The organism is Roseateles sp. FW305-36, from assembly GCF_058787015.1.
The window spans coordinates 216,793-239,868 of sequence record NZ_JBYSZK010000006.1 but is presented as its reverse complement, the minus strand read 5'-3'; the positions used below and the strand labels follow the sequence as shown (position 1 = coordinate 239,868).

At 70.4% G+C, this 23,076-nt stretch carries 11 protein-coding genes and 1 tRNA gene; 4 read left to right on the top strand and 8 right to left on the bottom strand.

Annotated features, from left to right (window positions below):
* The first annotated feature begins 105 nt into the window (after positions 1–105).
* From AC3WOE_RS13615 to AC3WOE_RS13600, 4 genes are all read left to right on the top strand, one after another.
* Positions 106–2,394: a sensor histidine kinase gene (locus AC3WOE_RS13615; protein ID WP_492691152.1), complete on the top strand. Its 2,289-nt coding sequence runs from the start codon at positions 106–108 to the stop codon at positions 2,392–2,394.
* A 6-nt stretch (positions 2,395–2,400) separates the two neighbouring features.
* Positions 2,401–3,099 carry a response regulator gene (locus AC3WOE_RS13610; protein ID WP_492691151.1) on the top strand — a complete coding sequence of 233 codons (699 nt, stop codon included), beginning with the start codon at positions 2,401–2,403 and terminating at the stop codon, positions 3,097–3,099.
* A gap of 67 nt (positions 3,100–3,166) precedes the next feature.
* Positions 3,167–3,242 (top strand) — tRNA-Phe (locus AC3WOE_RS13605).
* A 366-nt stretch (positions 3,243–3,608) separates the two neighbouring features.
* Positions 3,609–4,004 (top strand): hypothetical protein, encoded by a 396-nt coding sequence (locus tag AC3WOE_RS13600; RefSeq protein WP_492691150.1) that lies wholly within the window; start codon positions 3,609–3,611, stop codon positions 4,002–4,004.
* Positions 4,005–4,155: 151 nt separating this feature from the next.
* On the opposite strand, the gene AC3WOE_RS13595 is transcribed toward AC3WOE_RS13600, so the two are convergent.
* The 8 genes from AC3WOE_RS13595 to AC3WOE_RS13560 form a co-directional block, all read right to left on the bottom strand.
* Complete coding sequence (locus AC3WOE_RS13595) at positions 4,156–4,974, bottom strand: hypothetical protein (RefSeq protein ID WP_492691149.1); 819 nt, start codon at positions 4,972–4,974, stop codon at positions 4,156–4,158.
* A gap of 120 nt (positions 4,975–5,094) precedes the next feature.
* Complete coding sequence (locus AC3WOE_RS13590; protein WP_492691148.1) at positions 5,095–5,721, bottom strand: hypothetical protein; 627 nt, start codon at positions 5,719–5,721, stop codon at positions 5,095–5,097.
* A 2-nt stretch (positions 5,722–5,723) separates the two neighbouring features.
* Positions 5,724–7,370 carry a putative porin gene (locus tag AC3WOE_RS13585; protein WP_492691147.1) on the bottom strand — a complete coding sequence of 549 codons (1,647 nt, stop codon included), beginning with the start codon at positions 7,368–7,370 and terminating at the stop codon, positions 5,724–5,726.
* A 21-nt stretch (positions 7,371–7,391) separates the two neighbouring features.
* Positions 7,392–8,069, bottom strand: a complete 678-nt coding sequence (locus AC3WOE_RS13580; protein WP_492691146.1) for a TonB C-terminal domain-containing protein — start codon at positions 8,067–8,069, stop codon at positions 7,392–7,394.
* The gene (locus tag AC3WOE_RS13575; protein WP_492691145.1) at positions 8,066–8,467 is read right to left on the bottom strand and encodes an ExbD/TolR family protein; all 402 of its coding nucleotides are present in this window, start codon (positions 8,465–8,467) and stop codon (positions 8,066–8,068) included. Before AC3WOE_RS13575 ends, AC3WOE_RS13580 begins: the two co-directional genes overlap by 4 nt.
* 1 nt (position 8,468) lies before the next feature.
* Entirely contained in the window at positions 8,469–8,879 is a 411-nt protein-coding gene (locus tag AC3WOE_RS13570) for an ExbD/TolR family protein (RefSeq protein ID WP_492691144.1), read from the bottom strand.
* A 213-nt stretch (positions 8,880–9,092) separates the two neighbouring features.
* A complete protein-coding gene (locus tag AC3WOE_RS13565; protein ID WP_492691143.1) occupies positions 9,093–10,778 on the bottom strand; it encodes a DUF2341 domain-containing protein in 1,686 nt (561 codons plus the stop codon).
* Positions 10,779–10,795: 17 nt separating this feature from the next.
* Complete coding sequence (locus AC3WOE_RS13560) at positions 10,796–23,068, bottom strand: filamentous hemagglutinin family protein (RefSeq protein WP_492691142.1); 12,273 nt, start codon at positions 23,066–23,068, stop codon at positions 10,796–10,798.
* Positions 23,069–23,076 lie beyond the last annotated feature (8 nt).

The following is a 23,076-nucleotide window of genomic DNA, read 5'->3' as shown; positions in this document are numbered from 1 at the left end:
GGACGGCGATGCTTGCCGGCTCGACCGGCAAGCACATCGCCATGACGGGCCGGCTAGGGAGCGGCCCGGCGCTCGGCCCGCGAATTCGGCGCCGGAGCTACTGAGATGACCAAAGTGGCTCGATGGGGCTGGGTCATCACGCTGGTGACCCTCACCGGCGTTGCCGGTGTGCTGGCCTTCCTGCTGTCCGTCGGCACCACCTCCGAGCGCGGCTTCTTCGAGCGTCATTACCACTGGCTCTACTGGGTCAACGTGGGCGTCGCCGCGGTGCTGACCCTGGTCATCCTGACCGCCGCCGTGCGCCTGGTGCTGCGAGTGCGCAGCGGCCGCTTCGGCAGCCGCCTGCTGTTCAAGCTGGCGGCCATCTTCGCCCTCGTCGGCGTCGTGCCCGGCGTGATGATCTACGCCGTTTCCTACCAGTTCGTGAACCGCAGCATCGAGACCTGGTTCGACGTCAAGCTGGCCAGCGCGCTGGAGGCCGGCCTCAACCTCGGGCGCGGCACGCTGGACGCCCTGGTGGCCGACCTCGGCACCAAGACCCGCGACGCCGCCGATCAGCTCGCCGAGAGCAGCACGCCCCAGCTAATCGGCCTGGAGCGGGTGCGCGACAAGCTCGGCGCCCGCACCGTCGCCCTGGTGGGCGGCAATGGCCAGATCCTGCTGGAGAGCGGCGGCGACACCCGCCAGCTGACGCCCGACCGTCCCAGCGGCACCATGCTGCGCCAGGCCCGCGGCGGCGGCGTGGCCAGCCAGCTCGAGGGCCTGGAGGACGAGGCCGCGGCGGTGCAGGGCGGGGCCCAGATCCGCACCCTGGCCCTGCTGCCCAGCACCGAACTGCGCCTGGGCCTGGGCGAGCGCTACCTGATGGTCATCCAGCGCATTCCGGCCAGCATGCTGGCCAACGCCCTGGCCGTGCAGACGGCCAACAGCGAATACCAGCAGCGCTCGCTGGAGCGCGTCGGCCTGCGCCGCATGTACCTGGGCACGCTGACCCTGGTGCTCATCCTGGCCACCTTCGCGGCCCTGCTGCTGGCCGTCACCCTGGGCAACCAGCTCGCTCGCCCCCTGCTGATGCTGGCCGACGGCGTGCGCCAGGTGGCCCAGGGCGACCTCTCCGTGCGCCCGGTGCTGGCCTCGCGGGACGAACTGGGCGGCCTGACGCGCTCCTTCGCCGACATGACCGGCCAGCTCGCCGACGCCCGCGCCCAGGTGTCGCGCACGGTGGCCGAGCTCGATGCCGCCCGCACCCATCTGCAGACCATCCTCGACAACCTGACCGCCGGCGTTCTCGTCTTCGACGCCGACGGCGGCCTGGAAACCGTCAACCCCGGCGCGACGCGCATCCTGCGCCTGCCGCTGTCCGCCTACGTGGGCCGGCCGCTGGCCGACGTGCCCAGCCTGGCCGAGTTCGCCGCGTCGCTGGACCAGCGCTTCGAGCAGCACATCGGCCGCGACAGCGGCGAGCGCGACATGGACCGGGAGCTCTGGCAGGACTCCTTCGAGCTCCAGCTCGACCCCAAGCAGGACCCGCTGACCCTGCTGGTGCGCGGCGCGCCGCTGCCGCATGGTGCCCGTCTCGTCGTCTTCGACGACATCTCCGAGGTCGTGTCGGCCCAGCGCTCGGCCGCCTGGAGCGAGGTGGCGCGCCGCCTGGCCCACGAGATCAAGAACCCGCTGACGCCCATCCAGCTCTCAGCCGAGCGCATGCAGCACAAGCTCGAGGCCAAGCTCGAAGGGCCTGACCAGGCCATGCTGGTGCGCTCCGTGGCCACCATCGTCAACCAGGTGCAGGCCATGAAGCAGCTCGTCAACGAGTTCCGCGACTACGCCCGCCTGCCCTCGGCGCAACTGCACCCGCTGGACCTCAATGCCCTCATCCACGAGGTGCTCAGCCTCTACGCCGAGCCGCAGGAGAAGGGCCGCCTGACGGCCGAACTGGCGCCGCGCCTGCCCCACATCAAGGGCGATGCCAGCCAGTTGCGCCAGGTCATCCACAACCTCGTGCAGAACGCGCTGGACGCCGTCCACGAGCGCGCCGACGGCCACGTCACCGTGCGCTCCTCGCTGTCGCTGACCGAGACTGGCACGCCGCGCTCGGTGCGCCTGCACATCGTCGACAACGGCCCCGGTTTCGCCGAGAAAGTGCTCAAGCGCGCCTTCGAGCCCTATGTCACCACCAAGGCCAAGGGCACCGGCCTGGGGCTGGCCGTCGTCAAGAAAATCGCCGACGAACACGGTGCCCGCATCGCCTTGCGCAACCTGCATCCCGCTTCCGATGCGGGTTCTCCCGCTGATGGCAGTCTCGAGGCTGTCGTGATCGGGGCGCAAGTTTCGCTATCATTTTCGAATCTGGTCGCCGCCACCGAGCCCGGTGTGCAAGGCGCCAAGACCTAAGGATTCATGGCCACGATTCTTGTTGTCGACGACGAGCTGGGCATCCGTGCTCTGCTGTCCGAAATCCTCAGCGACGAGGGACACACCATTGAGCTTGCCGAGAACGCCACTCAGGCGCGGGCAGTGCGCGAGCGCATGCGCCCCGATCTCGTGCTGCTCGACATCTGGATGCCCGACGTCGACGGCGTGACGCTGCTCAAGGAATGGGGCGGCGCCGGCCTGCTCACCATGCCCGTCATCATGATGAGCGGCCACGGCACCATCGACACGGCGGTGGAAGCCACCAAGTTCGGTGCCATCGCCTTCCTCGAAAAACCCATCACGCTGCAGAAACTGCTGCGCGCCGTCGAGCAGGCCCTGGTCAAGACCGCGCCACCCCGGCCGGCGCCCGCCAGCCCCGGCATGCCCAGCTACACCCGCCCCGAGATGAGCCCCGGCCTGCAGGCGGCGCCCGTGAGCCTGGCCGGCAACAGCCACATGCCCGGCAACTCGCTGGCGTCCGAGCAGAGCTTCGAGCTCGACCGCCCTTTGCGCGAGGCGCGCGACGCCTTCGAGAAGAGCTACTTCGAGTTCCATCTCGCCAAGGAAAACGGCTCCATGACCCGTGTCGCCGAGAAGACCGGCCTGGAGCGCACCCATCTCTACCGCAAGCTCAAGCAGCTGGGCGTCGACCTCAGCCGCAACAAGCGCGGCGGGGCCGGGTGAGCTGAAAACCCTGTGCTATAGTCATGGACTTCGCTGAGCGGCGCCAGCCGTTCACGAACCAGATCAAGGCCTGGTAGCTCAGTTGGTAGAGCAGCGGATTGAAAATCCGCGTGTCGGTGGTTCGATTCCGCCCCAGGCCACCAAATGCAAAACGGCTCCCCACGGGAGCCGTTTTCATTTGGGGTGGCCTGGGGCGGATGAGAACCACCGAGTGGTTCGCTCAAGGCAGTCCAGTGGACTGCCTTGGACGTGCGCCAGCACGGGCCTGAGCGGGGCCGCTCAGGCCGAGGGATCGGTCCGACCGATCCCGAGCATTCCGCCCCTCTCGGCAGCAACCCGCCGATGTTGGCGTTTCAGGTGTCGCCCCCTGGGCACCTCTCCTTCGGCAGCGGTTCGGTGCTTGCACTGGCTCCTCTGTCCCGGCGCCCGCCGCCGGTGTTCGCCGGTCCGCCCATGGACTTTCGACAGTGCCAATCCCCGTGGGTTGTTGATCGATCAAGGACCCACCCGTGGCCGCTGCAAACACCCCCTCGCACGACGAACTGCTGGCGCTCGTCACCCAGACCCTCTGCACCCGCCCGCTGACCCGCTTTGCCGAAGAATCCCGGCTCGACGGCGAAAGCCTGAAGGACGCCGTGCAGCGCTACGAGATCGATTACGCCTGGCAGGTGCTGGGCTCCGACCGCCTGCGCAACGAGACTGTCGCGCTGCTGGAGGCCAAGCTCAAGCAGCCGGCGACCGACGCGCAGAGGACCTGCGTGGCCGAAGTCCTGAGGGCCGCCGCTGCAGGCCAGGCTTCCGACCTGCTGATGAGCTTTGACAATGATGTGCCCGAGCACTTGGCGGCCATGCTGTGCGCCCGGCATGAACGCAGCGCGGCTGCTGAAGCTGAAGCGGTGAGCTGAGTCGGCACAGGCGACCAGAAGAGCACCTGGCAAGAGCCCCGCGCAGTTCACCTGCCCGGGGCTTTTCTACGATTCGCCGCGGTGTCTGCAGATCCGCTGCACGTGCTACGTGCGGCGTGACAGGGCTTGACGAGTTCGCGAGCCGTGGGCGTCATGGGCGCCCACGCTGGGCGAAGTTCGCCAACGTAAGCTTGGAAAGGACTTCAATGTCGAGGGGCGAGGCTGGATCCAAGGCAAGGGAGCCAAGAATTGCCTTCGCCTCTGCCGCCTTGCCTTGCTGTTGAAGGGCTGTGGCCCTGTTAATCAAGAGAAAGCCTTTTGTTTCTGCGTCAGGGTCGGCCGCAAGGCCTCTGGCGATGTAGCCCAAACGCTTGTCCAGGTCCGGCTCGCCATAGGCGCGTGCCTTCCAGCCGGGCGCGAACGCGGGCACTTGGTCGACCAGGGCTTGAATGAGCTTGGCTTGCTGTTCCGGCGCCACCCATTCCAGGCTCAGATAGGCCAGATAGGTGCCCTCGGGGAGGGTTCCGTCCTTTTCCCGTTGGAGCCAATGAACGGCCGTCTTGGAGGTGAAGAAGCCTCGCGGAGCCAGTCGATCTGCCTGGCGGTAGAGATCGAGCGCCTTGACGTATTGACGTTGCAATAGATAGGTGAAGGCGGCGTCGTAGAGGGGGTAGGGCCAATCCGGGGCCGCCTTGGCTGCGCGGGAGAAGTATTCAAGAGCAGCTTCGTTCTTGCCCTGCTGGCCTGCGCGCCGTCCGAGGTCATGCAGTTCCCTGGCGGCGGACGGAACAGGCTTGCTGGACGCAATCTCCCAGTTGACCTTCCCGGTGGTGCCCTCGAGATCGCGTTTTGTCAGCACGCGTCCGCTCTTGTCCTTGAAGATGATCTCCGGCTCACCAGACAAGACAGTTGGCGTTGCGGCGAGGAGAGCAAGCGAGGCGACAAGAGGGAGGAGGTGGCGCGGCATCATGGCTGAGGTGCTTCTGCGAGTGGCCATGGTGCGCCGAGGTGTCAGCGACGCCAGAGAGGGCATGACCCTGTGCATTTGCGGAAGTGCGCCATCCTATGTGACCGGGTCTCAAGCCGAACCTCACCTCACCCGCTTCGCCTCCAACTCCCCCCTCAACTTCTCCGCCTGATCCTCGAAGCGCACCGCCGTCAGTCCCAGCACTGGGTCCTGCAGCAGCGCCGTATCCACCGCCGACTTTCCCTGCCATCGCTTCACCAGCTCCTGTCCCAGCGCATAGAGCTGATGGTTCTTGGCCTCGGCGTCGGCGAGAGCCTGGGTGCTGCGTTCCAGCAGTTGGGTGATGGCCTGGTTGGCCTGCAGGCGCGAAGCGCTTTCCTGGCGAGCGGCCAACACTTGCTGCTGCAGGGTCTGCTCTCGTTCGCCGGCCCTGGCCTCGGTCTCCTGCTGTGCCTGCCTGGCGGCCTGCAGCTGGGTGTGCAGCGTCTCGAGCTCGGCCTCGCGGGCCTTGAGCCTGGCCGCGCCACCGGCGATCTGGGCCTTGGCGCCAGCGGCTTCCTTGTGAGCCGCCGCTGCATCGGCCTCGGCCCTGGCCTTGTCGGCCTGCAGGCTGGACTGCTGCTCCTGCGCGGCGCGCAGCGCGGCCTGGGCACGGCGCAAGGCCTCGCGTTCCTTGGAGACCTTGGTGTCCTGGGCCTGGGCGCCGCAGCTCAGACCGATGGCAAGCAGGAGGAGGGCGAAGCGCTTCATCGTCAGAACCTCACGTTCAGGTCCAGCTGCAGCACATCGATGCGCAGCGGCGCGCTGCTGAGGTTGCCGCTGAGCGAGGTCGGGTCGGTCGGCACGGCCAGGAAGCGCACGCCGTCGTCCAGGTTGCGCGTGCTGGTCCAGCGCGCACCGAGCCAGAAATTGCGGTCCAGGCCGTAGTTGCCGCCGATGGACCAGCCCTTGTAGTTGGTGCCGCCCAGATGCCAGGTCGTGTCGGTGAAGCCATCGACCCAGGCATCGCGCTGCACGACGCGGAAGGCCGCGATGGCCTGCCAGTCGCCGCGGCGCGCGAGCTTCGGGCTGCCGACCTGCATGCGGCCCTGCACCGCCGTCGTCTTCTCTGCGAGTTCGGGCATGGCCACGCCGGCGCGGGCCTCGATGTCCTGGCGGTTGAAGCCGGTGTTCCTGATCCAGTCCAGCGTGAAGCCGACCGGCACGGGCAGCAGCGAGTCGAGCTGCAGGCCCATCGTCAGGTTGATGGGGCGGAAGCGCGAGGCCAGGCCCCAGGTCGGCGCGGCGGTGCTGGTCGGGTCGTTGATGTTGATCAGCGTGTTGCCCTTCAGACGCAGGCTGCTGGCGTATTGCGAGGCGAAGTAGTTGGTCGTGCCGTTGCGCGGGCCGCCGGGCGGCGGTGTGGATTCGCGCTGGCCGGCGATGTGGCGGAACTCGTAGCCAGCCAGGCCGAGCTTGAACTGCACGCCGCGGGCGAGGTCGATCTCGCCACCCAGCTGGCCGCCGAGCAGCCATTTGTCGTGGGTCGACAGGTTCAGCTCCTCGAGCGGGAAGACGCCGACGGTGGCGAACAGCGAGCGCTGCGGCGTGAAGGCGTGGCTGAGCTTGGTGGCGACGCCGTCGAAGGCGAGGTCGTCGGGCCAGGCCAGGTCGCTGCTGTAGAAAGGGTTGGGCATGCGGCCAAAGTCGGCCGACAGGCCGTTGGAGAACAGCGGCGGCTGCCAGTGGATGTAGGCGCGGTCCAGGCCGATGGTGTAGCGGTTGAAGTCGCTGCCCAGGGTCTGCGACGTGGACGTGGCGCCGTTGCCCGTGCTGCCGGTGGCCAGGCGCATGCTGGCCAGCACCTGGTCGCTGAGCTTGGCGTCGACCTCGAGGCGGCCGCGCAGCGTCAGTCGCTGGCGATCGGTCGTCGTGTTGGTGAGGTCGGGCGCCCAGGTGGGCGAGGTGGTCTGGGCGCGGTAGACCTCGGCGGGCACGTTGTGCTCGTCGAAGAACTCGCTCTGGGCGCGGGCGCGGATGTCGCCACTGACCTTCACACGGCCCACCCAGTCAGGCAGCGCGTCGGGCTGGCCCCAGCGCTCGCCCTTGGCCTGGGCCAGCACCTCGGCCTTGATCTCGTCGCGCATCTGCTGGCGCACGGTCTCGGGCACATACGGGATGCGCAGCACCTTGGGCGCTTCTGCCTGGGCCGGCTGCGGCGCGGGTACGGCGGCGCTGGCCTGGGCCTGCTTGAGGATGGCCTCGGCCTTGTCGCGGGTCAGCAGGCCCTGGGCGACCAGCGCGTCGATGAGGGCCTGGGTCGTCGCGCGCAGGCGGGCGATCTCTTCCTTGTCTGAGGTTTGCGCGCCCGCGGGCAGAGCAATGAGACTGGCAGTCAGCAGCGTGAGTAGGGGTTTCATGGCGGGAGGCAAAGGTCGGAATCAGGCTTGCGGCCGCACGCTGAGGCGAAAGCGCAGCGGCTGCGAAAGGGCGAGGGCCGGCGGGGGCGGCAGCTTGAACTGGCGGCGGGTCTCGTCGAGGGCGGCGCGCAGTGCGTTGTCGGCGGTGTCGTTGCCGCTGGGGCTGAGTTCGTAGCGCTGGATGCCGCCGTCCTTCTCCAGCCAGACGGCGAAGGTGGCGGTCAGGGCCTCGCCGTCGGACTTCAGATGCCGCTCGATCTCGCCCTGCAGCAGCTGGCGCGCGGTGTTGGCATAGAAGCGCTCCTGGGCACGGTCGGCCGCCGTGCCGGCGGGGCCGCTGGCACCGCCCGTGCTGGGCGCGCCACCGCTGTACTCCTTGCCGACGCTGCCCGCGGCGAAGGCGCTGGGGCCGTCGCCGGCTGCGCCTTCCATCTTGATGGCCTCGGCGGGCTTGGGCGCCTCGACCTGCTTGATCTGCTCCTCGCGCATCACCTGCTTGGGTTCGTCTTTCGGCGGCTCGGGCTTCTTCTCGTCCTTGGGCGGAGGTGGCGGGGGCGGTGGCGTGTCCGGCAGGATGGCGATCTTGGCGACCTGGCGCTTGGGCGTCTCGGCCTTCATGTGCTTGATGCCCCACCAGGCGGCCAGGGCCAGCAGCAGGAAGCCGGCGACGGCCAGCAGCTTGAGCTTGGACGTGCTCATGTGCCGATCCGGCTCGTCACCAGGCCCATGTTGACCTGCAGCTTGTTGCACAGGTCGATGACGGCGATGACGCTGGCGTACTGGGTGCGCGCATCGCCCTTGATGGCGACCGACATCTGCGCATCGCGCGCCTTGGCGGCGGTGAGCTGGGTTTCCAGCTCGGCCAGGCTGACGCCGACGCCGTTGAGCAGCACGCCGCCGTCGGGCATGACCTGCACGATCTTCAGCTCGTGCTTCTCCGTGCTGGGCTTGTTGCTCGGCTTGGGCATGCTGATGCTCAGGCCTTGCACCGAGGCCGTCGTCATCAGGATGAAGACGACCAGCAGCACATAGGCCAGGTCCAGCATCGGCGTCACATTGATGCTGTCGTAGGGCTTGGCGTCCTGGTTGACCTGCATGTCAGCTCCCCGCCCGCTTGGTCACCAGGCCGATCTCGGTGATGTCCAGCTTCTTGGCCACCTCCAGCACCTGCATGACCTTGTCGTACTGGGCCGCCGCATCGGCCTTCAGCACGACGGGCAGGGCCGGGTTGGCCGACTTGTACTGGGCCAGCGAGGTGCGCAGCTGCTCCATGTCCACCGGGTAGGCGTCGAGGTAGACACCGCCGTCCGCGGTGATGGTGATGGCGCGCGTCTGCGGCTTGGCCAGGTTGTTGGCCGCCTGCGTCTCGGGCGACTTCACCTTCACGCCCTGCACCGACGCGGTCGTCAGGATGATGAAGACGACGAGCAGCACATAGGCCAGGTCCAGCATCGGCGTGACGTTGATGTCGTCGTAGGGCTGGTTGTCGCCCTTTACATCACCGGCCATGACCGCCGCTCCTGCATTCGGGCCGAGCGCTGGGCCTGCCATGGGCCAGAGGCCCATGGCCTTCCGTAGGCACAGGCAGTCCGCAGGGACTGCTTGTGTCCGACTCCAGTTCCCGAGCCGGCCCGCCGTGGCGATGTGCATGCGGCTCGACGCCGCATGCATCGCCGTCCTCTCGGAGGACCGGCCAACGTCTGCGTTGGACGAGGAGCTTCATTACTGCGCCCCGTACAGTTCTGCAACGCGAGTGATGAACTCGTCGATGAAGATCTGCATGTCCGACGTCGCGTTCTTGATCTGCGACGCCAGGTAGTTGTAGCCAAACAGGGCCGGGATGGCGACGCTCAGGCCGGCCACCGTCGCCAGCAGGGCGGCGGCAATGCCCGGCGCAATCGCGTTGACGTTGACGTCGCCCGCGGCCGCGATGGCGGCGAAGGTGATCATCACGCCCACCACCGTGCCCAGCAGGCCGAGGAAGGGGCCGCCCGAGATGGCAATGGTCAGCAACACCATGCCCGAGTTCAGCTGCGCGTTCTCGCGCACATAGTCGGCATCGACCGAGGCCTTCACCGCGTCCAGCGATGCGCCCGACAAGGGCTTGGCGCCTTCCTCGCCGACCTTGCGCTTGGCCAGCTCGCGCACGCCGGCCTGGTAGAGGCGGTAGATGGGCGAGTGCGGATGCGGCGCATGCTCCTCCAGCTTCAGCAGCTCGTCATTCGCCTCGCGGAAGCGCAGCACGAAGCTGCGGTTGGCCTTGGCCACCTTGGTCACGAGCACGCCCTTGCTGACCATCACCCAGCAGGCGATGGCGAACATGATGGCCAGGATGATGATGACGGCCCAGGCGTCGGGCGTCAGGTTCTTGACCAGGATGCCCATATAGCCGTGGCTCTCGCCTTCGGCCTCGGCGGCGTCCTTGGCCTCGCGCGTGGATGCGACCAGCTTGCTTTCGGCGCCCTGCGCGCCAGCGGCGACGGCAATCCAGTCGGCGCTGCGCAGGGCCGCGGCCACCTGCACCTCGTCCATCAGGCCGCGTGCACCTTCACCCAGGCGCAGGCTGCTGCCCAGGGCCGGTGTCGCGGCGTCGCCCTGGGCCACCTGGGCGCCGTTGACGAAGAGGGTGGCCTTGCCCAGGCCCAGGCGCAGCGCGACCTGGGTCCAGCGCGCTGGCGCCACCTCGCCGCCGCTGATCTCGGCCTTGTCGGCTCGCGCGACCAGCTTGCCGCCGTTCAGGCTCAGTGTCATCCCGCCCCAGTTCAGCAGCGTCGCGCGCTGCACGTCGTCGAGCTTGACCCAGAGGCTGACCGTCAGCTGGTTGCCGGCGTCGACGACGGGCTTGTCCGACAGCGCATAGACGATGGCCTCACCGCCGAGCTTGGCGCTGGCGGCCAGCAGGCCGTTGGGCTCGGTCAGCAGCGTGCCCTGGGGCTTGACGGCGCCGAGCTGATCGGCACCCGCCGGCTTGTCGCTGAAGTGCAGGGCGATGACGGTGGCGGCATCGAAGCCGCTGGCGTCTGCTTCGGCCGCAGCCTTGGCATTGCCGCCGTAGACGTAGAAGAGGTTCTTGTCGCTGCCCGGCAGCACGCTCGGCACTTGCACCCACAGCACGGCCAGTTCGTTGACGGCATCGAAGCGCTCGATGCTGAACTTCAGCGGCGTCTTGTCGTCGCCGGCGACGACGCGCAGGTCGCTGCCGTCCTCCTTGGCCGCCGTGAAATCGAAATTGCCCGAGTGCAGGCGCACGGCGACGGCGACGCCGCTGGCGGCCTCCTTGGTCTCCAGGCCCTGGGCCGAGGTGTTCAGCGTGATCTTGGCGCGCTCGCTCCAGTCGGCGTTCCACCAGGCGTGGGCGCTGGCGGGCAGCAGGGCGGCGAGGACGAGGGCGGTGAGGGCTTTGCGCATGGGTCTGCTTTCGTGAATCACTGGCCGCTGTTGCTGGCGCTGCCGAAGCCGAGGAACTCGAGGATGAGGTTGCGGCGGCGGCGCTTCTTCTTGTTGTCTTCGCCCGTGTCGTCGGTGTTGGCCGCCACGACGGACTTGTCCAGCGTGGTGTTGCCCGGTGCCGAGATGACGGGCGCGGGCACGTCGACCTTGCCGCCGCCCGTGGTCTTGCCGCCGACCTGGATGTCGATGGCATTGACCAGGCGCTCGGCGGCGAGGAAGGCATTGCCCTTGGAGCGGATGCCGGCTTCGCCGGCATTGATGTCGCCGGTGGGGGCATAGAGGTCGAGATCGCTGCGACTGCTCAGCACCGCGATGCCCGAGCCGCTGAAGGAGCCCGAGGTGTCGTAGACCAGGCGGCCCTGGCTGTCCAGGCGCAGCACCGGCGCGGGTGCGCCGACGACGGTCTTGGCGCCGCGGCCGGCGTCGATGCTGCCGGCGCCGGAGAACAGCAGCAGATTGCCCTGGCCCAGCGTGAACACGCGGGACTGGTTGACGGCGAAGTCGTTCTTCACCAGCGCGGAGATGTCGCCGCCGTTGACGGTGACGATGCCGAGCTGGCTCGGTGACTTGGTGAGGCCGCTGGCCACCACCTCGCCCGCATTGGCGCCGCCGCCCGGTGCAAACAGGTCGATGTCGGCCTGCTGCTGGGTCTTGATCTGGCTGGCGGGCAGGACCAGGTCGCCGTTGGGGCGCTGGGCCAGTCCGTCCAGAGGGAAGACGGTGTTCACGGCCAGGTAGGCGTTGGCATAGGCCAGCCAGCGCTCATCGCCCTGCAGTGCGGCTGCCGCACGGCCGGCGTTGCGCAATTCGGCCACCAGCTGCGTGTTCAGCCACGGGACCTGACGCTCGATGGGCAGGCTCTCGAAGCGCGCCAGCGCCTCGGCATCGGAGAGCTGGGGCTGCTGCGTGACGCGGCGCACATAGTCGCCCAGCGCGTCCAGCTGCGCCGGGCTCGCGGTCGCCAGCAGCACCTGCTGGCGCGTGGCCGTGGGCAGATTGCCGAAGCGGGTCAGCAGCAGGCTGGTGACGGCACCGGTCTTCTGGGCCTCGGACAGGCCGTCGAAGGCCTGCGCGGCCTGGCTGGCGCTCAGCTCGCTCCATGCCGGCAGGGTTGTCTTGCCCACGGCCTTGGCGAAGGCCGCGACCGCAGGGTCGGACACGGGCTTGCCCAGCAGGGCGGCGATGCGCAGGGCCTGGTCGCCCGCGTCGGCGCGTGCCGGCAGACCCCGCACATAGCTGGCGATGCCGGCCTGGTAGTCGCTGGCACCGATCAGCACACGCAGGGCATCGAGCTGGCCGGGCGTCTTCAGCGCGGCGAAGCCGGGCACATTGCCGCCCACCGCCGCGTAGAGGCTGGCCAGCCGGCCCTCCCAGCCGCTCACGCCCATCAGCTGGAAGCCCTGGCGTGCGGCGAGCCGATAGTCCACATCGTCGCCGCGCAGGCCGGCAACGGCACTGATGTTGGCGGCGCGGGCCGGCAGCAGATTGCTGTTGTTGACGTTGCCCGAGGCCTCGATGCCCGACTTGCTGCCGCTGTCCAGCTGGATGTCGCGGCCGGCCAGCAGCACCAGGTCACCGGGGCCGGCGATGTTGAGGCTGAGGCCGGCAATGTCCCGTCCCGCCTTCAGCACGCTGATCTCGCTGACCGCCGCTGTGGCGGACGGATTGTCCAGGCGCTGGTCCTGCTGCTGCACGCGGATGGCGGCGGTGCTGCCGGAGAGGTTGATGTCGTGGCCGGCCTCGATGTCCAGCGGCCGCGCGGAGCCGAAGTTGTTGGTCAGCACGACGTCGCCCAGCACGGCGAGCAGGCGCACCGGGTTGCGGTCGCTGTTGTCCAGCACGGCCGGCGACGGTGCGGCCACCGGCGTGCCCGCCACGTCGGGATTGCGGGCCGGTGCCGAGTAGCTCTGCGTGGCGTTCGCCAGCACCTGCAGATAAGGCGTTCGCGCATAGGCACCGGTTGGCAGGGCCGGGCCCTGGGCGCCGATGGCCGCATTGCCGACCGTGATGTTGTTCTGCGCCAGCAGCACGGTGCGGGCCGACTGGTTGGGCATCTGGTTGAGCGACTGGTCGAACTGGATGCTGCCGTCCGGTGCGGTGACCTGCACCGAGCCGGGCAACAGCAGGTCCAGCGCGTCCGGTGCGCCGCCGTTGCGACGCCCCGCGGTGCTGCTGATGCGCACGTCGCCGCTGGCGCTTTGCACCGTCAGCGAGGCGCCCGTATCCAGTCCCCCGAGCGCCAGGCCGAGGCCCAGGGTGTTGGAGCCGGTGCTGCTGTCGGGGCGGGCCAGCGCGGCACTGCGTACCGCGCCCATGTCGATGTCCGACGCCGCCTGCACCTGCACCTGCGTGCTGCCGTACAGCAGCTGCAGGCGCGCATCTTCCGCGCTCGTCGTCGCGGCGTCGTCGCTGGCAATGCGCCGGCCCGAGCCGACCTGCAACGCACCGTCGCTGGCGAACAGGCGTCCGGCCACGATGTCGCGCCCGGCCTGCAGGCTCACGCTGCCGCCACCGCGGGTGAAGGCGCCGGTGGTGGTGTCGGCCTGGCCGGTGGGCACGCCGCGCCAGCCGTTGCTCGCGGCCGAGGCGTGGACCTGCACCGCGTCGCGGCCGGCGCTCAGCGACACGTCGCCGCCGCCGAAGGTCGCGATGCCCTGGCCGAAGAGGTCATAGCGCGACCACCAGGCCGTCGGCTGGCCGGCCCGCCACCACCATTGCGTGACGTCGCGCTGGGTGCTGCCCAGCACCGCGCCGCGCAGGTCCCGCTCGGCGCGGATCTCGATGCGCCCGCCACCCTGCAGGAAGGGCGTGCGTCCGGCCACCTGCAGATTGGCGTTGAGGGCGGCCAGGTTGAGGCCGAGCTGATCCTGCGCCAGCGGGTCGCCGGTCTGGGGCGCGGTCGGCGTGGGGGCTGGAGCAGGTGCAGGCGTGGGCGATGGGGCGGGAGAGGGCGAAGGGCTCGGCGAAGGAGTCGGGCCCTCCACGCCGGGAGCGACTGGCGGCGGGGGCGGCAGGGTGCCGTGAGTCGTGTCGTTGCCATTGCCGGTGGACGGCAGAACGGTGACGGCAGCGGCGCTCGCCAACTGCATCTGCGCATTGACCGCGGCGTTTGCCGGTTTGACCGTCGGCGGCAGCGGCGGGAGCTTGATGCGGGTGCTGTCGTTGCCGTTGCCGGCCGATGGCGATGTCGGTGCGGCAACGGGCGCCGCGGTCGGCGGCGGTGGTGGCAGCACGGGTCGGGTGGTGTCGTTGCCATTGCCGATGGACGGCGACGTGGGCGCTCCAGGCGGTGGCGGTGGGCCGTTGTTGGCGCCGGGCGGCGAAGGCGGGTTGACGGTCGACGTGTCGCTGCCGTTGCCTGTGGAGGGCATGGGTGGCAACGGGCCCGGCGGCGGCCCGGGCGGCAGCGGCACCGGTGCGGGCGCGGGCGCGGGCGCCGGTGGCGCGGGAGGCACCGGGGCGGGCGCTGGTGCGGGTGTGCCCGGCGGCAGCGGTGGATTGGTGGTCGAGGTGTCGCTGCCGTTGCCGTTGGAAGGCCCGGAGGGCAGCGGCCCTGAAGGCGGGCCCGGTGGCAGCGGCACCGGCGCAGGAGCCGGCGCGGGGGCGGGCGCAGGTGCGGGTGCGGGTGGCGGCGGTGGTGCGGGCGTACCGGGAGGCAGCGGTGGGTTGGTGTTGGCGGTGTCGCTGCCGTTGCCGGTCGACGGTTGGGTCGGCGGCGCCGGCGTTGGGAACGGCGCGGGTGTCGGGGCTGGCGAAGGCGACGGTGCGGGGCTGGGTGCTGGTGCGGGCGTGGGGGCTGGCGGCGGTGGCGGCGGTGGCGTTGCGACCGCCGGCGCTGCCGGCAGCAGCTCGGCCAGCGGGTCCTGCGACAGCACGGGCACGCCGGTGGTGTAGACCTTGGCGCCGGTATTGAGCAGCACCACGTCACCGGCTGATGCGAATCGCAGGGCTCCGGTGCTGCTGCGCACGGCCACGGTGGCGGGCGCACTGTTGGGCGTGGGCGCGCGGCCAATGGTCAGGGTGGCCGTGCTGGCGCCGGCCAGCGTGGACAGGGTGTCGGCGGCGCCGAGGTCGGCCCCGGCCACGAGGCGGATGCCGCCGGCCAACGCGCTGCTGGCCACCCAGCTGTCCGGGTTGGTGGCCGTGGTGGCGGAGCTGGCCGCAAAGCCCGTGCTGATGCCGTAGTTCAGCGTCAGCGAGCCGGCGGCTCGCAGCGTGACGGTGGTCTCGGCCGCGTGGGGCGTGGCGGTGCGGTCGGCCTGCAGCAGCAGTGGCAGATTCCACTCGGTGGCCAGCGTCAGGTCACCGCTGGAGCGGATTTCCACCGCCGGTCGTACGCGCAGATTTTCGAGGTGGCCACCGAGCAGGCGCTGCGCGATGGGTTCTGCGGCATGGGCGATGAAGTCACTGCTGTCGGCGTTGATGCTGGCGATGCCGAGTTGGCCGGGCACGGGAGCGGGCCCCGGGGCCGGTGATGGCCCGGGGCTTGGGGGCGTCGGCGTGGGAGCGGGGGCCGGCGGGCCGCCGACGCCGGGCGCCACCGGGGGCGGTGGCGGCAGTGTGCCGTGGGTGGTGTCGTTGCCATTGCCCGTCGAGGGCTGCGGAGCCGGCGTGGCGTTGGCCTGTGCGTCGGCCGCGGCCGCGATAGCCATCGTGGCCGTGGCGGGCGCCTGTGCCGGCTTGACCGTCGGCGGCGAGGGCGGCAGCGTGCCGCGCGTGGTGTTGTTGCCGTTGCCGTTGGAAGGCGTGGTCGCGGGCGGTGCTGGCGCTGCAGTCGGCGGCGGCGGCGGCAGCGTCGGGCGCGTGGTGTCGTTGCCGTTGCCCGTCGAAGGGCTGGTCGGCCCCGGCGCCGGGGCCGGCGAAGGCGCGGGACCGCCGGCTCCGGGCGGTGTGGGCGGATTGGTGTTCGAGGTGTCGGCCGGATTGCCGACCGGTGGCGTCGGCGCCGGCGCTGGTGCGGGCGACGGACTGGGAGAGGGGCTCGGAGCAGGCACCGGCGCCGGGGCGGGTGTCGGGCTCGGCGCGGGTGAGGGCGCCGGCGCAGGCGGCGGGCTGGCGACGGGCGGTGTCGTGCCGGCGGCGATGACGCTGACGCCGGCATAGGTCTTGACGGCCTGCACGTCGATCAGCGCGACATGGTTCAGGCTGGCGGCGATGGGGGCGATGCGGACGTCGGTGCCGGCGCCGCTGTTGTCGGCGCCCAGGCCGGTGCGGGCGGCGCGCAGCGTGAGGACGCCGCTGCTGTCGGCGCCGGAGCCGCCGCCCAGATCGATGATGGCGTTCCTGAGCAGGCTGACGGTGCCGGCCGTGCTGGCGAGTTCGGCGCTGCCGCCATTGCCCTGGGCATCGGCGGTGGCGAGCAGTTGCGCGCCGGCTTGCAGGGTCAGGTCGCCGCCGGCAGCCAGCAGCAGCCGGCCGGCCGGCGCGCTGCGCGTGTCCAGCAGGCTGCCGCCGGCCAGGGTCAGCCGGCCCTGGTCGCTGACGAGGCTGATGTCGTGGGCGGTCAGGGTCGTGCCGGCGGACAGTTGCTGGTCGCCCTGGCGGTTGCGAACGGTCAGCGAAGCAGTGAAGTTGTTGGCGCCGGCGAGCTGGGCGGCCAGTTGGGCGAGGTCGGTCGGCGTGGCGCTGTCCAGAAACAGGCTGGCGCTCTGGGCCGTGGGGGCGGCGCTGCCCAGCAGTTGTCCACCCATGCTGATGCTGCCCTGCGGCGCCAGCACGGCGAGGCGGCCCGCGTCGCCCTGGCCGGCGCCGGACACATCGATGACGGCGCTGGCTGCCTGTTCCAAGGAGCCCGTGTTGCTTTGCAGGACGAGCTGGCCGGCGGGCAGGTCGACGGCGGTGTCGCCGAGCTTGACGGTCTGGCCACGTACCGAGGTGGTGGAGCCCGCGGCGAGGCTGAGGTCGCCCTGGGTGGCGGTGATCTGCACCTTGCCGGCCGCGAAGTCGATGCGGCCGCCCTGGACCACGTCCGAAGCGTTGATCTGCAGCCGGCCGGCCGGCGTGAGGGGGGCAGCCGCTGCGGTCGACGCCGCCGGTGTGCCGAGCAGGCTGAAGCGGCCCGCGATGGAGAAGCTGGCATCGGCGCCGGCGCCACTGCCGAGCACCGGTGCGCTGACGGTCAGAGCGCCGCCGAAGACCAGGCTGCTGGCGCCGTCCAGGCGCACCAGATTGCCGGCCTGCCACTGCGTCAGTGCGGCGTCCACGCTCTGCGCGCCCCCGGCTGTCGACAGCAGATCGCTGGCGACGATCTTGAGGCTGCCGGCCGCAGCCGTGCTGCCAAGGACGGCAGGTGTCAGGCCGCTGCGATTGGTCAGCGTGACCTTCGCCGCGCTGACGCTGGCGCTGCCGCTCTGCGGGCCGCGCAGCAAGGGGCTGTCCAGGGTCAGCTTGCCGAGGCCGGCACCGCCGATGTCGTTGCCGGGCGCGAAGTCGATGGACTGGTAGCCGCGCAGCGTCAGGCTGGCGACGGTGTCCAGGCCGGTGAAGCTGCTCGGATCCAGCAACCAGCTGGCGCTGTCCCGCACGCCGCCCAGGCCCAGGCGGCCGGCGCCGAGGTCGACGCTGCCGGCCTTCAGGCTGAGGCCGCTGCCGACGCTGGCCTGGGCCGAGCTGTCCAGCGTGATGGCACCCGAACCGCTGTCGAGCAGCAGCTTGTTGCCGAGGCTGAGCAGCGGGTTCGAAGTGAGGGTCGGGCTGCGCAGCAGATGGACGCCGGCCTGCGTGCCGAGACGCAGGGCCGCGCCGTCGCCGTTGATGCGCAGGTCGCCCACGCTGGTGGCGCCCAGTTGCGAGGGGTCGGGGCGGGCCAGCAGCTGCGCGCCGTCGCCGACACCCAGGGCGCCGCTGGCCGCCAGCACGAGGTCGTTGGCCTGCAGCCGGGTGCCCGCCGCGACGCTCAGCGTGCCGGCGCTGACATTCAGCCCCTGCGCGTCCGGTGCGGGCGTACCTGGCACCGCGCCGAGGACCAGCAGGTTGGCGCCCAGGGCGTTCAGCTGCGCCGGGTCCAGCACCAGGGTCGAGGCGTCGGTCGATGAGCCGCCCACCTGCAGGGACGAAGCGGCGATGAACACCTGCGACCCGCGGCCCGGCAGGGCATCGCCCGAGGGCTGGGGCGTGGTGCCCGGCGCGCCTTGCAGGGTCAGGCCCAGGTTGAGGGAAGGCGCGTTGATCACCAGCCGGCCGGCATCGGTGCTCAGTGCAGGCGTGACCACGCCATCGCGCTGGGCGGCGGCGCCGAAGAAGGCGTCGACGCTGCTGGTGCGGATCTCCGAACGCTTCAGGGCCTGGCTCGAGCTCTGCACCCACCAGGTGCTGGTCAGCGCAGACTGGAAGGCAGTACCGGCGTCGGCCAGGCGCGCGCCGACATAGCTGCTGCCGTCGGCCAGCAGCTGCGAGCTGCCCAGGCCCAGGGCGGTGCCGCCGTTCACCGGTTGGACCAGGAAGGCGCCGGGCAGGATGGCGTAGCGGGCCGGCAGCAAGGTGTAGCTGCCGGCGGGGATGGGGCCGCCATCGCCCAGCGTGAGCTGCCTGCCCAGCCCTGGCGTCGACGCTGCGAGGCCCATGTCGAAAGCGCCTTGCAGCTTGAGGCTCGGGATCAGCGCGAAGGCGCCGTTGCTGCCGGTGAAGGCGTCGGTCGAGCCACCCGGGCCGGGCACGAACTGCCAGGCCAGCAGCTGACCGCCGCCGCGCAAGTCGATGACGCTGCCGGCTTGCAGATCCGTCACCGGCGCCTGCAGGCTGATGGTCTTGACCGGCGGGCTGGCCAGCGTGCCGCTGCCCTGTTGTTGGGGGCTGGACCAGCCGGCGCTGCTGAAGCCGCCAAAGAGCAGGTTCTGGCCCGCACTGCTGACCGAGATCGAGGCGCCGCCGTGCTCGCGGATGGCGCTGCTGGCGACGATGGAGATGGCACCACCCGGGGCACGCAGGCGCCCGCCGATGTCGACGGTGTCGGCCTGCAGCTTGAGAGTGCCACCGGCACTCAGCGGCGCATCGGGCACGGGCTTGTCCGTCGGGCTCTGCAGCGTGAGCTGATGGCCACTGGCGTCGACGGTGAAGACCGTGTCGGTGGCCGGGTAGATCTGGGCAGCGCTCAGCGTCGTGTCGGCGCGGGTGATGAGGCTGCCGGTGAGGGCGTTGCTGCTGTCGAAGACGCGAGACTGGAGCCGCATGTCGTTGCTGGCCGTCAGGCCCAGCGTGCCCACGCCCTGGGTGACGATGCGGTCGCTGAGCACGACATTGCCGGCCGACAGCTGCAACTGGCCGTTGCCGCCGCTGGCGTCGACGACTCGCCTGTCGTTGCCTACGAAGGACGCGGGCTGTGCGAAGCCCCATTGCAGTTGCGTGGCCGACAGCGCCGCGCGGCCGCCATCGGCCATGCGCAGATAAGGCGTGTCGATGCTGAGCAGGCGCGGCAGGGCGAGTTGGACACCGTTCTCGATGAAGAGGCCGTCCTGCAGCGAGAGGTTGAGGTCAGCCGCGCCTGAGGCCGCGATCTGGCTGGCGGAGATCGACGCCGCGGGCAGCAGGGCGCCGGGCGCGGACAGATGGTCCGGGGTCAGCGCACCGCTTGTCTGCGTGGTTTGCTGGGTGAGGGCGAACTCCACTAGCTTGGACGGGTTGCCGATGGTGTCGGTGCCGCTGGTCAGGGTGACGTTGACCTGACCGCCGGCGCTTGAGGGGCCGCCGCCCGCGGCGCGCAGGCTTCCCTCCAGGCGCATCACGCCGTTGCCGGTGAAACCGATGCTGCCGCCCGTGCTGGTCACCGTCTGGCGCAGCACGCTGACGGTGCCGGAGCCGGCGAGGGGCACATCCAGCATGCCGGCGCTGCCGCTGGCGTCGATGACGCTGCCGGTCTGCCAGATCAGGCTGGAGGACAGCGGGCTGCTCGTGGCGAGGCTGACCGTCCCGCCGTTCAATACCTGGCCGTGCAGCAGACCATCGGTGCTGGGTGTCAGCACGGTGGTGCCGGCCACGTCGATGACGCTGTTCGCGCCCAGCCACAAGTACAGGGGCACGGTATTGGCCCGGTTGGAGCTGGTGCCGCTGGCCAAGCTGACGCGACCGCCCGCAGCCTTGATCTTGCCGTCGAAGTCCAGGCTGGTGGCCGCCGACAGCGACAGGCTGGCGGTCGGCTGCAGGTCAAAGCGGCTGCCAGTCTGGACGCTGAGCCGGCCGTCGGGCTGCTCCACGCCCAGGCCGCTGGAGCGCAGGTCGAGGTTGACGACCTGGGCCATGCGGTTGCCCGGCAGGCCGGTGCCCGCAAAGCCGACGCTGCCGCTGGCGGTGGCCGCGGTCCGCGGGCCGATCAGCCAGTAGTCCGCGACCGGCGCGATGACGGTGCCGGCCTGCACGTCGAAGGCCTGGCGGCCATCGAGGGTGTAGCGGGAGAAGCCGCCCTGGTTGAAGAAGGCGCTGGACAGGCTGAGGCCACCGGCATGGCTGGCGGCGTCGCTGGTGTTGGTCGTCAGGCTGGACGCGAAGTCGCCGATGACGATGCTGGGCGCCGTCAGGCTCAGGCTGCCGCCTTGGGTGGTCGAATAGCCGCGCAGCTGGAGGCCCTCGATCAGCAACTGGCGCTGGCTGGGCGCGGGGCCGTCAACGGCGGTGGGGTTGGAGCCCGAGCTCAGCGCGATGCTGCCGGCATTGCCGCCGCGCACCGTGCCGCCCGCGTCGACGAAGGCGCCGCCCGACACGTCCAGCGTGCTGCCCGGGGCGGCAATGACGCTGCGCTGCGAATTGAGCGTGATGCTGCCGCCCGCCGTGCCGCTGGCGGAGCCGGCGCCGTCGAGCTGCGCATTGGTCCAGGCGCCCGAGACGTCCAGGGTGACCGGGTTGTCGTCGGCCTGCGACGTGCCGACCTGGATGTCGCCGTTGAACTGCGTCTGCACCGTCAGCCTGCCGCCGGGCAGGCGCAGCGAACTGCCGAGGATCACGTGGCCGTTCTGCGAGTTCAACGTCAGGCTGGCGAGGGCGGGCAGGGTCAGTGTTGCCCGAGCCGGCAGGCTGAGATCGCCGACCGTGCTGAGGGTGATGTGGCCGAAGCCGCTGCTGCCCAGTTGCTCGGTGGAGAGCCGCGATGTCAGGCCGGCCGGGCTGGCGAGCAACTGGTCCCAGTCGAGGGTGGGCGTCTTGCTGCTCAGCTTGAGCGCGCCCAGCACCGCGCCGGCATAGGCCGTGTTGCCGAAGGCGAACTGGTGGAAGCTGGTGCCGAGTTCCAGCGAGGCGGCTGTGGGCAGGGCGTCGACGCCATTGGTCTGGCGCTGGCCGCGGGTCGTCGTGCCCAGCAGCTGGCCGCCCAGCACGGTGCTGGGCGCCAGCACCGACAGCGAGCCGCCGGCGCGGCCTTCGTTGTAGCCCGATTCGATGCGGCCTTGCGGCTGGGCACCGAAGGCGACGGCGGCGCCATTGCGGTTCCAGGCATTGACGTTCTTGAGCGCATTGGCCGTGCCGACATAGGCCAGGTCCCTGGGCGCGCTGTTCAGCGAATAGTTCTGGCCGGTGGAGGACGTCAGCTGCGTCGGGCTGACCAGGGCATCGGTGTAGCTGACCTGGCCGCCGGAGACATTGATGCTGGCGCCATTGGCCATCAGCACCGCGTCACCCGCGAGCAGGCTGAGGCCGCCGCCGGCGGACAGGCGTTCGCTGGCGCTGCGCTGCAGGGCGCCGCGGTAGTTGCTCAGGTCGCCGAGGATGGGCGAGCTGCCGCGCACGTCCAGCGTGACCTTGTTCTGGTAGAGCAGGCCGCTCTTCTGCAGCGGCGCATCCTTCAGGTCGTTGCTGCCCAGCAGCTCGGTGGTGACGAAGAAGCGGCCGACGCTGGCCGTCGTGTCGCTTGTGCCCGAGACATCGATGCTCGCGCCGGCGGCGATGGTCACGCGGCCCGCGTCGGGCGTGAAGGCGTCGAGCTTGCCGGGCTGGTCGTCGTAGATCGGCTTGGTCGTGGCGCGGATGGAGGCCTGGGCGCCGGGCGCCACGATCTGCGCGCCCGACTGCAGACTCACGTTGGCGCCGTTGAGCTGCAGGCGCGAGGTGACGAAGGTGGAGTTGTCGTCGGAGGTGAGAGGCTTGCCGTCGGCGCCGTTGTTGTCGGGCAGGATTTCCGTGCGGCTGCCGGTGGCCAGCACCAGCTCGCCATTGGCCTGGGCGCGCTTGTAGCGGTCGTCGCCCGGGCCGATGCCGGTGGTGGACGCGCTGCCCTGCGCCAGCAGCAGGATGGAGCCGTTCTGCGACACGCTGGTGGTGGCGCTGAGGCGACCCGCCTGGTTGACCGCCATGCCCACCAGCGTGGTGTTGCCGCGCGGCGTGCTGATGACGCCGCTGGCCTGGTTGGCCACGCTGCCGTCACCGGCCGTGCTGAGGCCGGCATTGCCCATGTCCACGAGCAGGCCGCGCAGCGAGGGCACGGCCGGGTTGACCTCGGAGGCATAGAGGGCATCGCCGGTGGGCAGGCGCAGATAGGCCTCGGCACCCGCGCCCAGCACGACTTGGCCGCCGGGCGATGTGATGCCGCCCGCGTTGTTGACCTGCTTGGCGAACAGCAGGATGCGGCCACCCTCGCCACTGCTGATCTGGGCGCCCGGCGCCACCTGCACATAGCTGCTGCCGTACAGGCCGGCGTCGGGGGCTGGGTCGTAGTGGTAGGAGAAGGCCGGATCGGAACCCAGCACATTGGCCGAGAAACCGCTCTTGAAATCAGCGTCGCGCGGGCTCAGCGTCGTGGCGATGAGGCTGCCGACATTGACGGACGAACCGCTGCCGAACAGGATGCCGTTGCGGTTGTAGAGAATGATTTCGCCGCCGTTCTTGCCCGTGCGCAGGCTGCCGAAGATCTGGCTCGGGTTGGCGTCGTGGATGCGGTTGAGCGCGCTGCTGCCGCCTTGCGCCATGTCGAAGGTGACCGAGCTGGACTCGCCGATGTTGAAGCTGGCCCAGTTGTAGATGGCGCGCGGGTCGGACTGCTGGATGAGCATGTCCCGGCCACCCTTGGCATTGGGCGTCGCGGTCGGCAGCTGGCTCTGGCCGCTGCCATAGGTGCGCCAGCCCACCACGCTGGAACCCGCCGGCACCGGCAGAGCGGTGGGCGCGGGCTTGGCCGTCTGGGCCATGGCCTGCCATGGCAGTGCCGTCGCCAGCGCGAGCACAAGCGGCTGCAGGGCGGCATGGCCCCAGTGCGGAGCGGGCGGTGCCGGCGGCGCCGGGCGAGGGTGCGGCGGCTGGGTCAGGGGCGGGCGGAGCGAGGCGCGCGGCATGGGGGGCT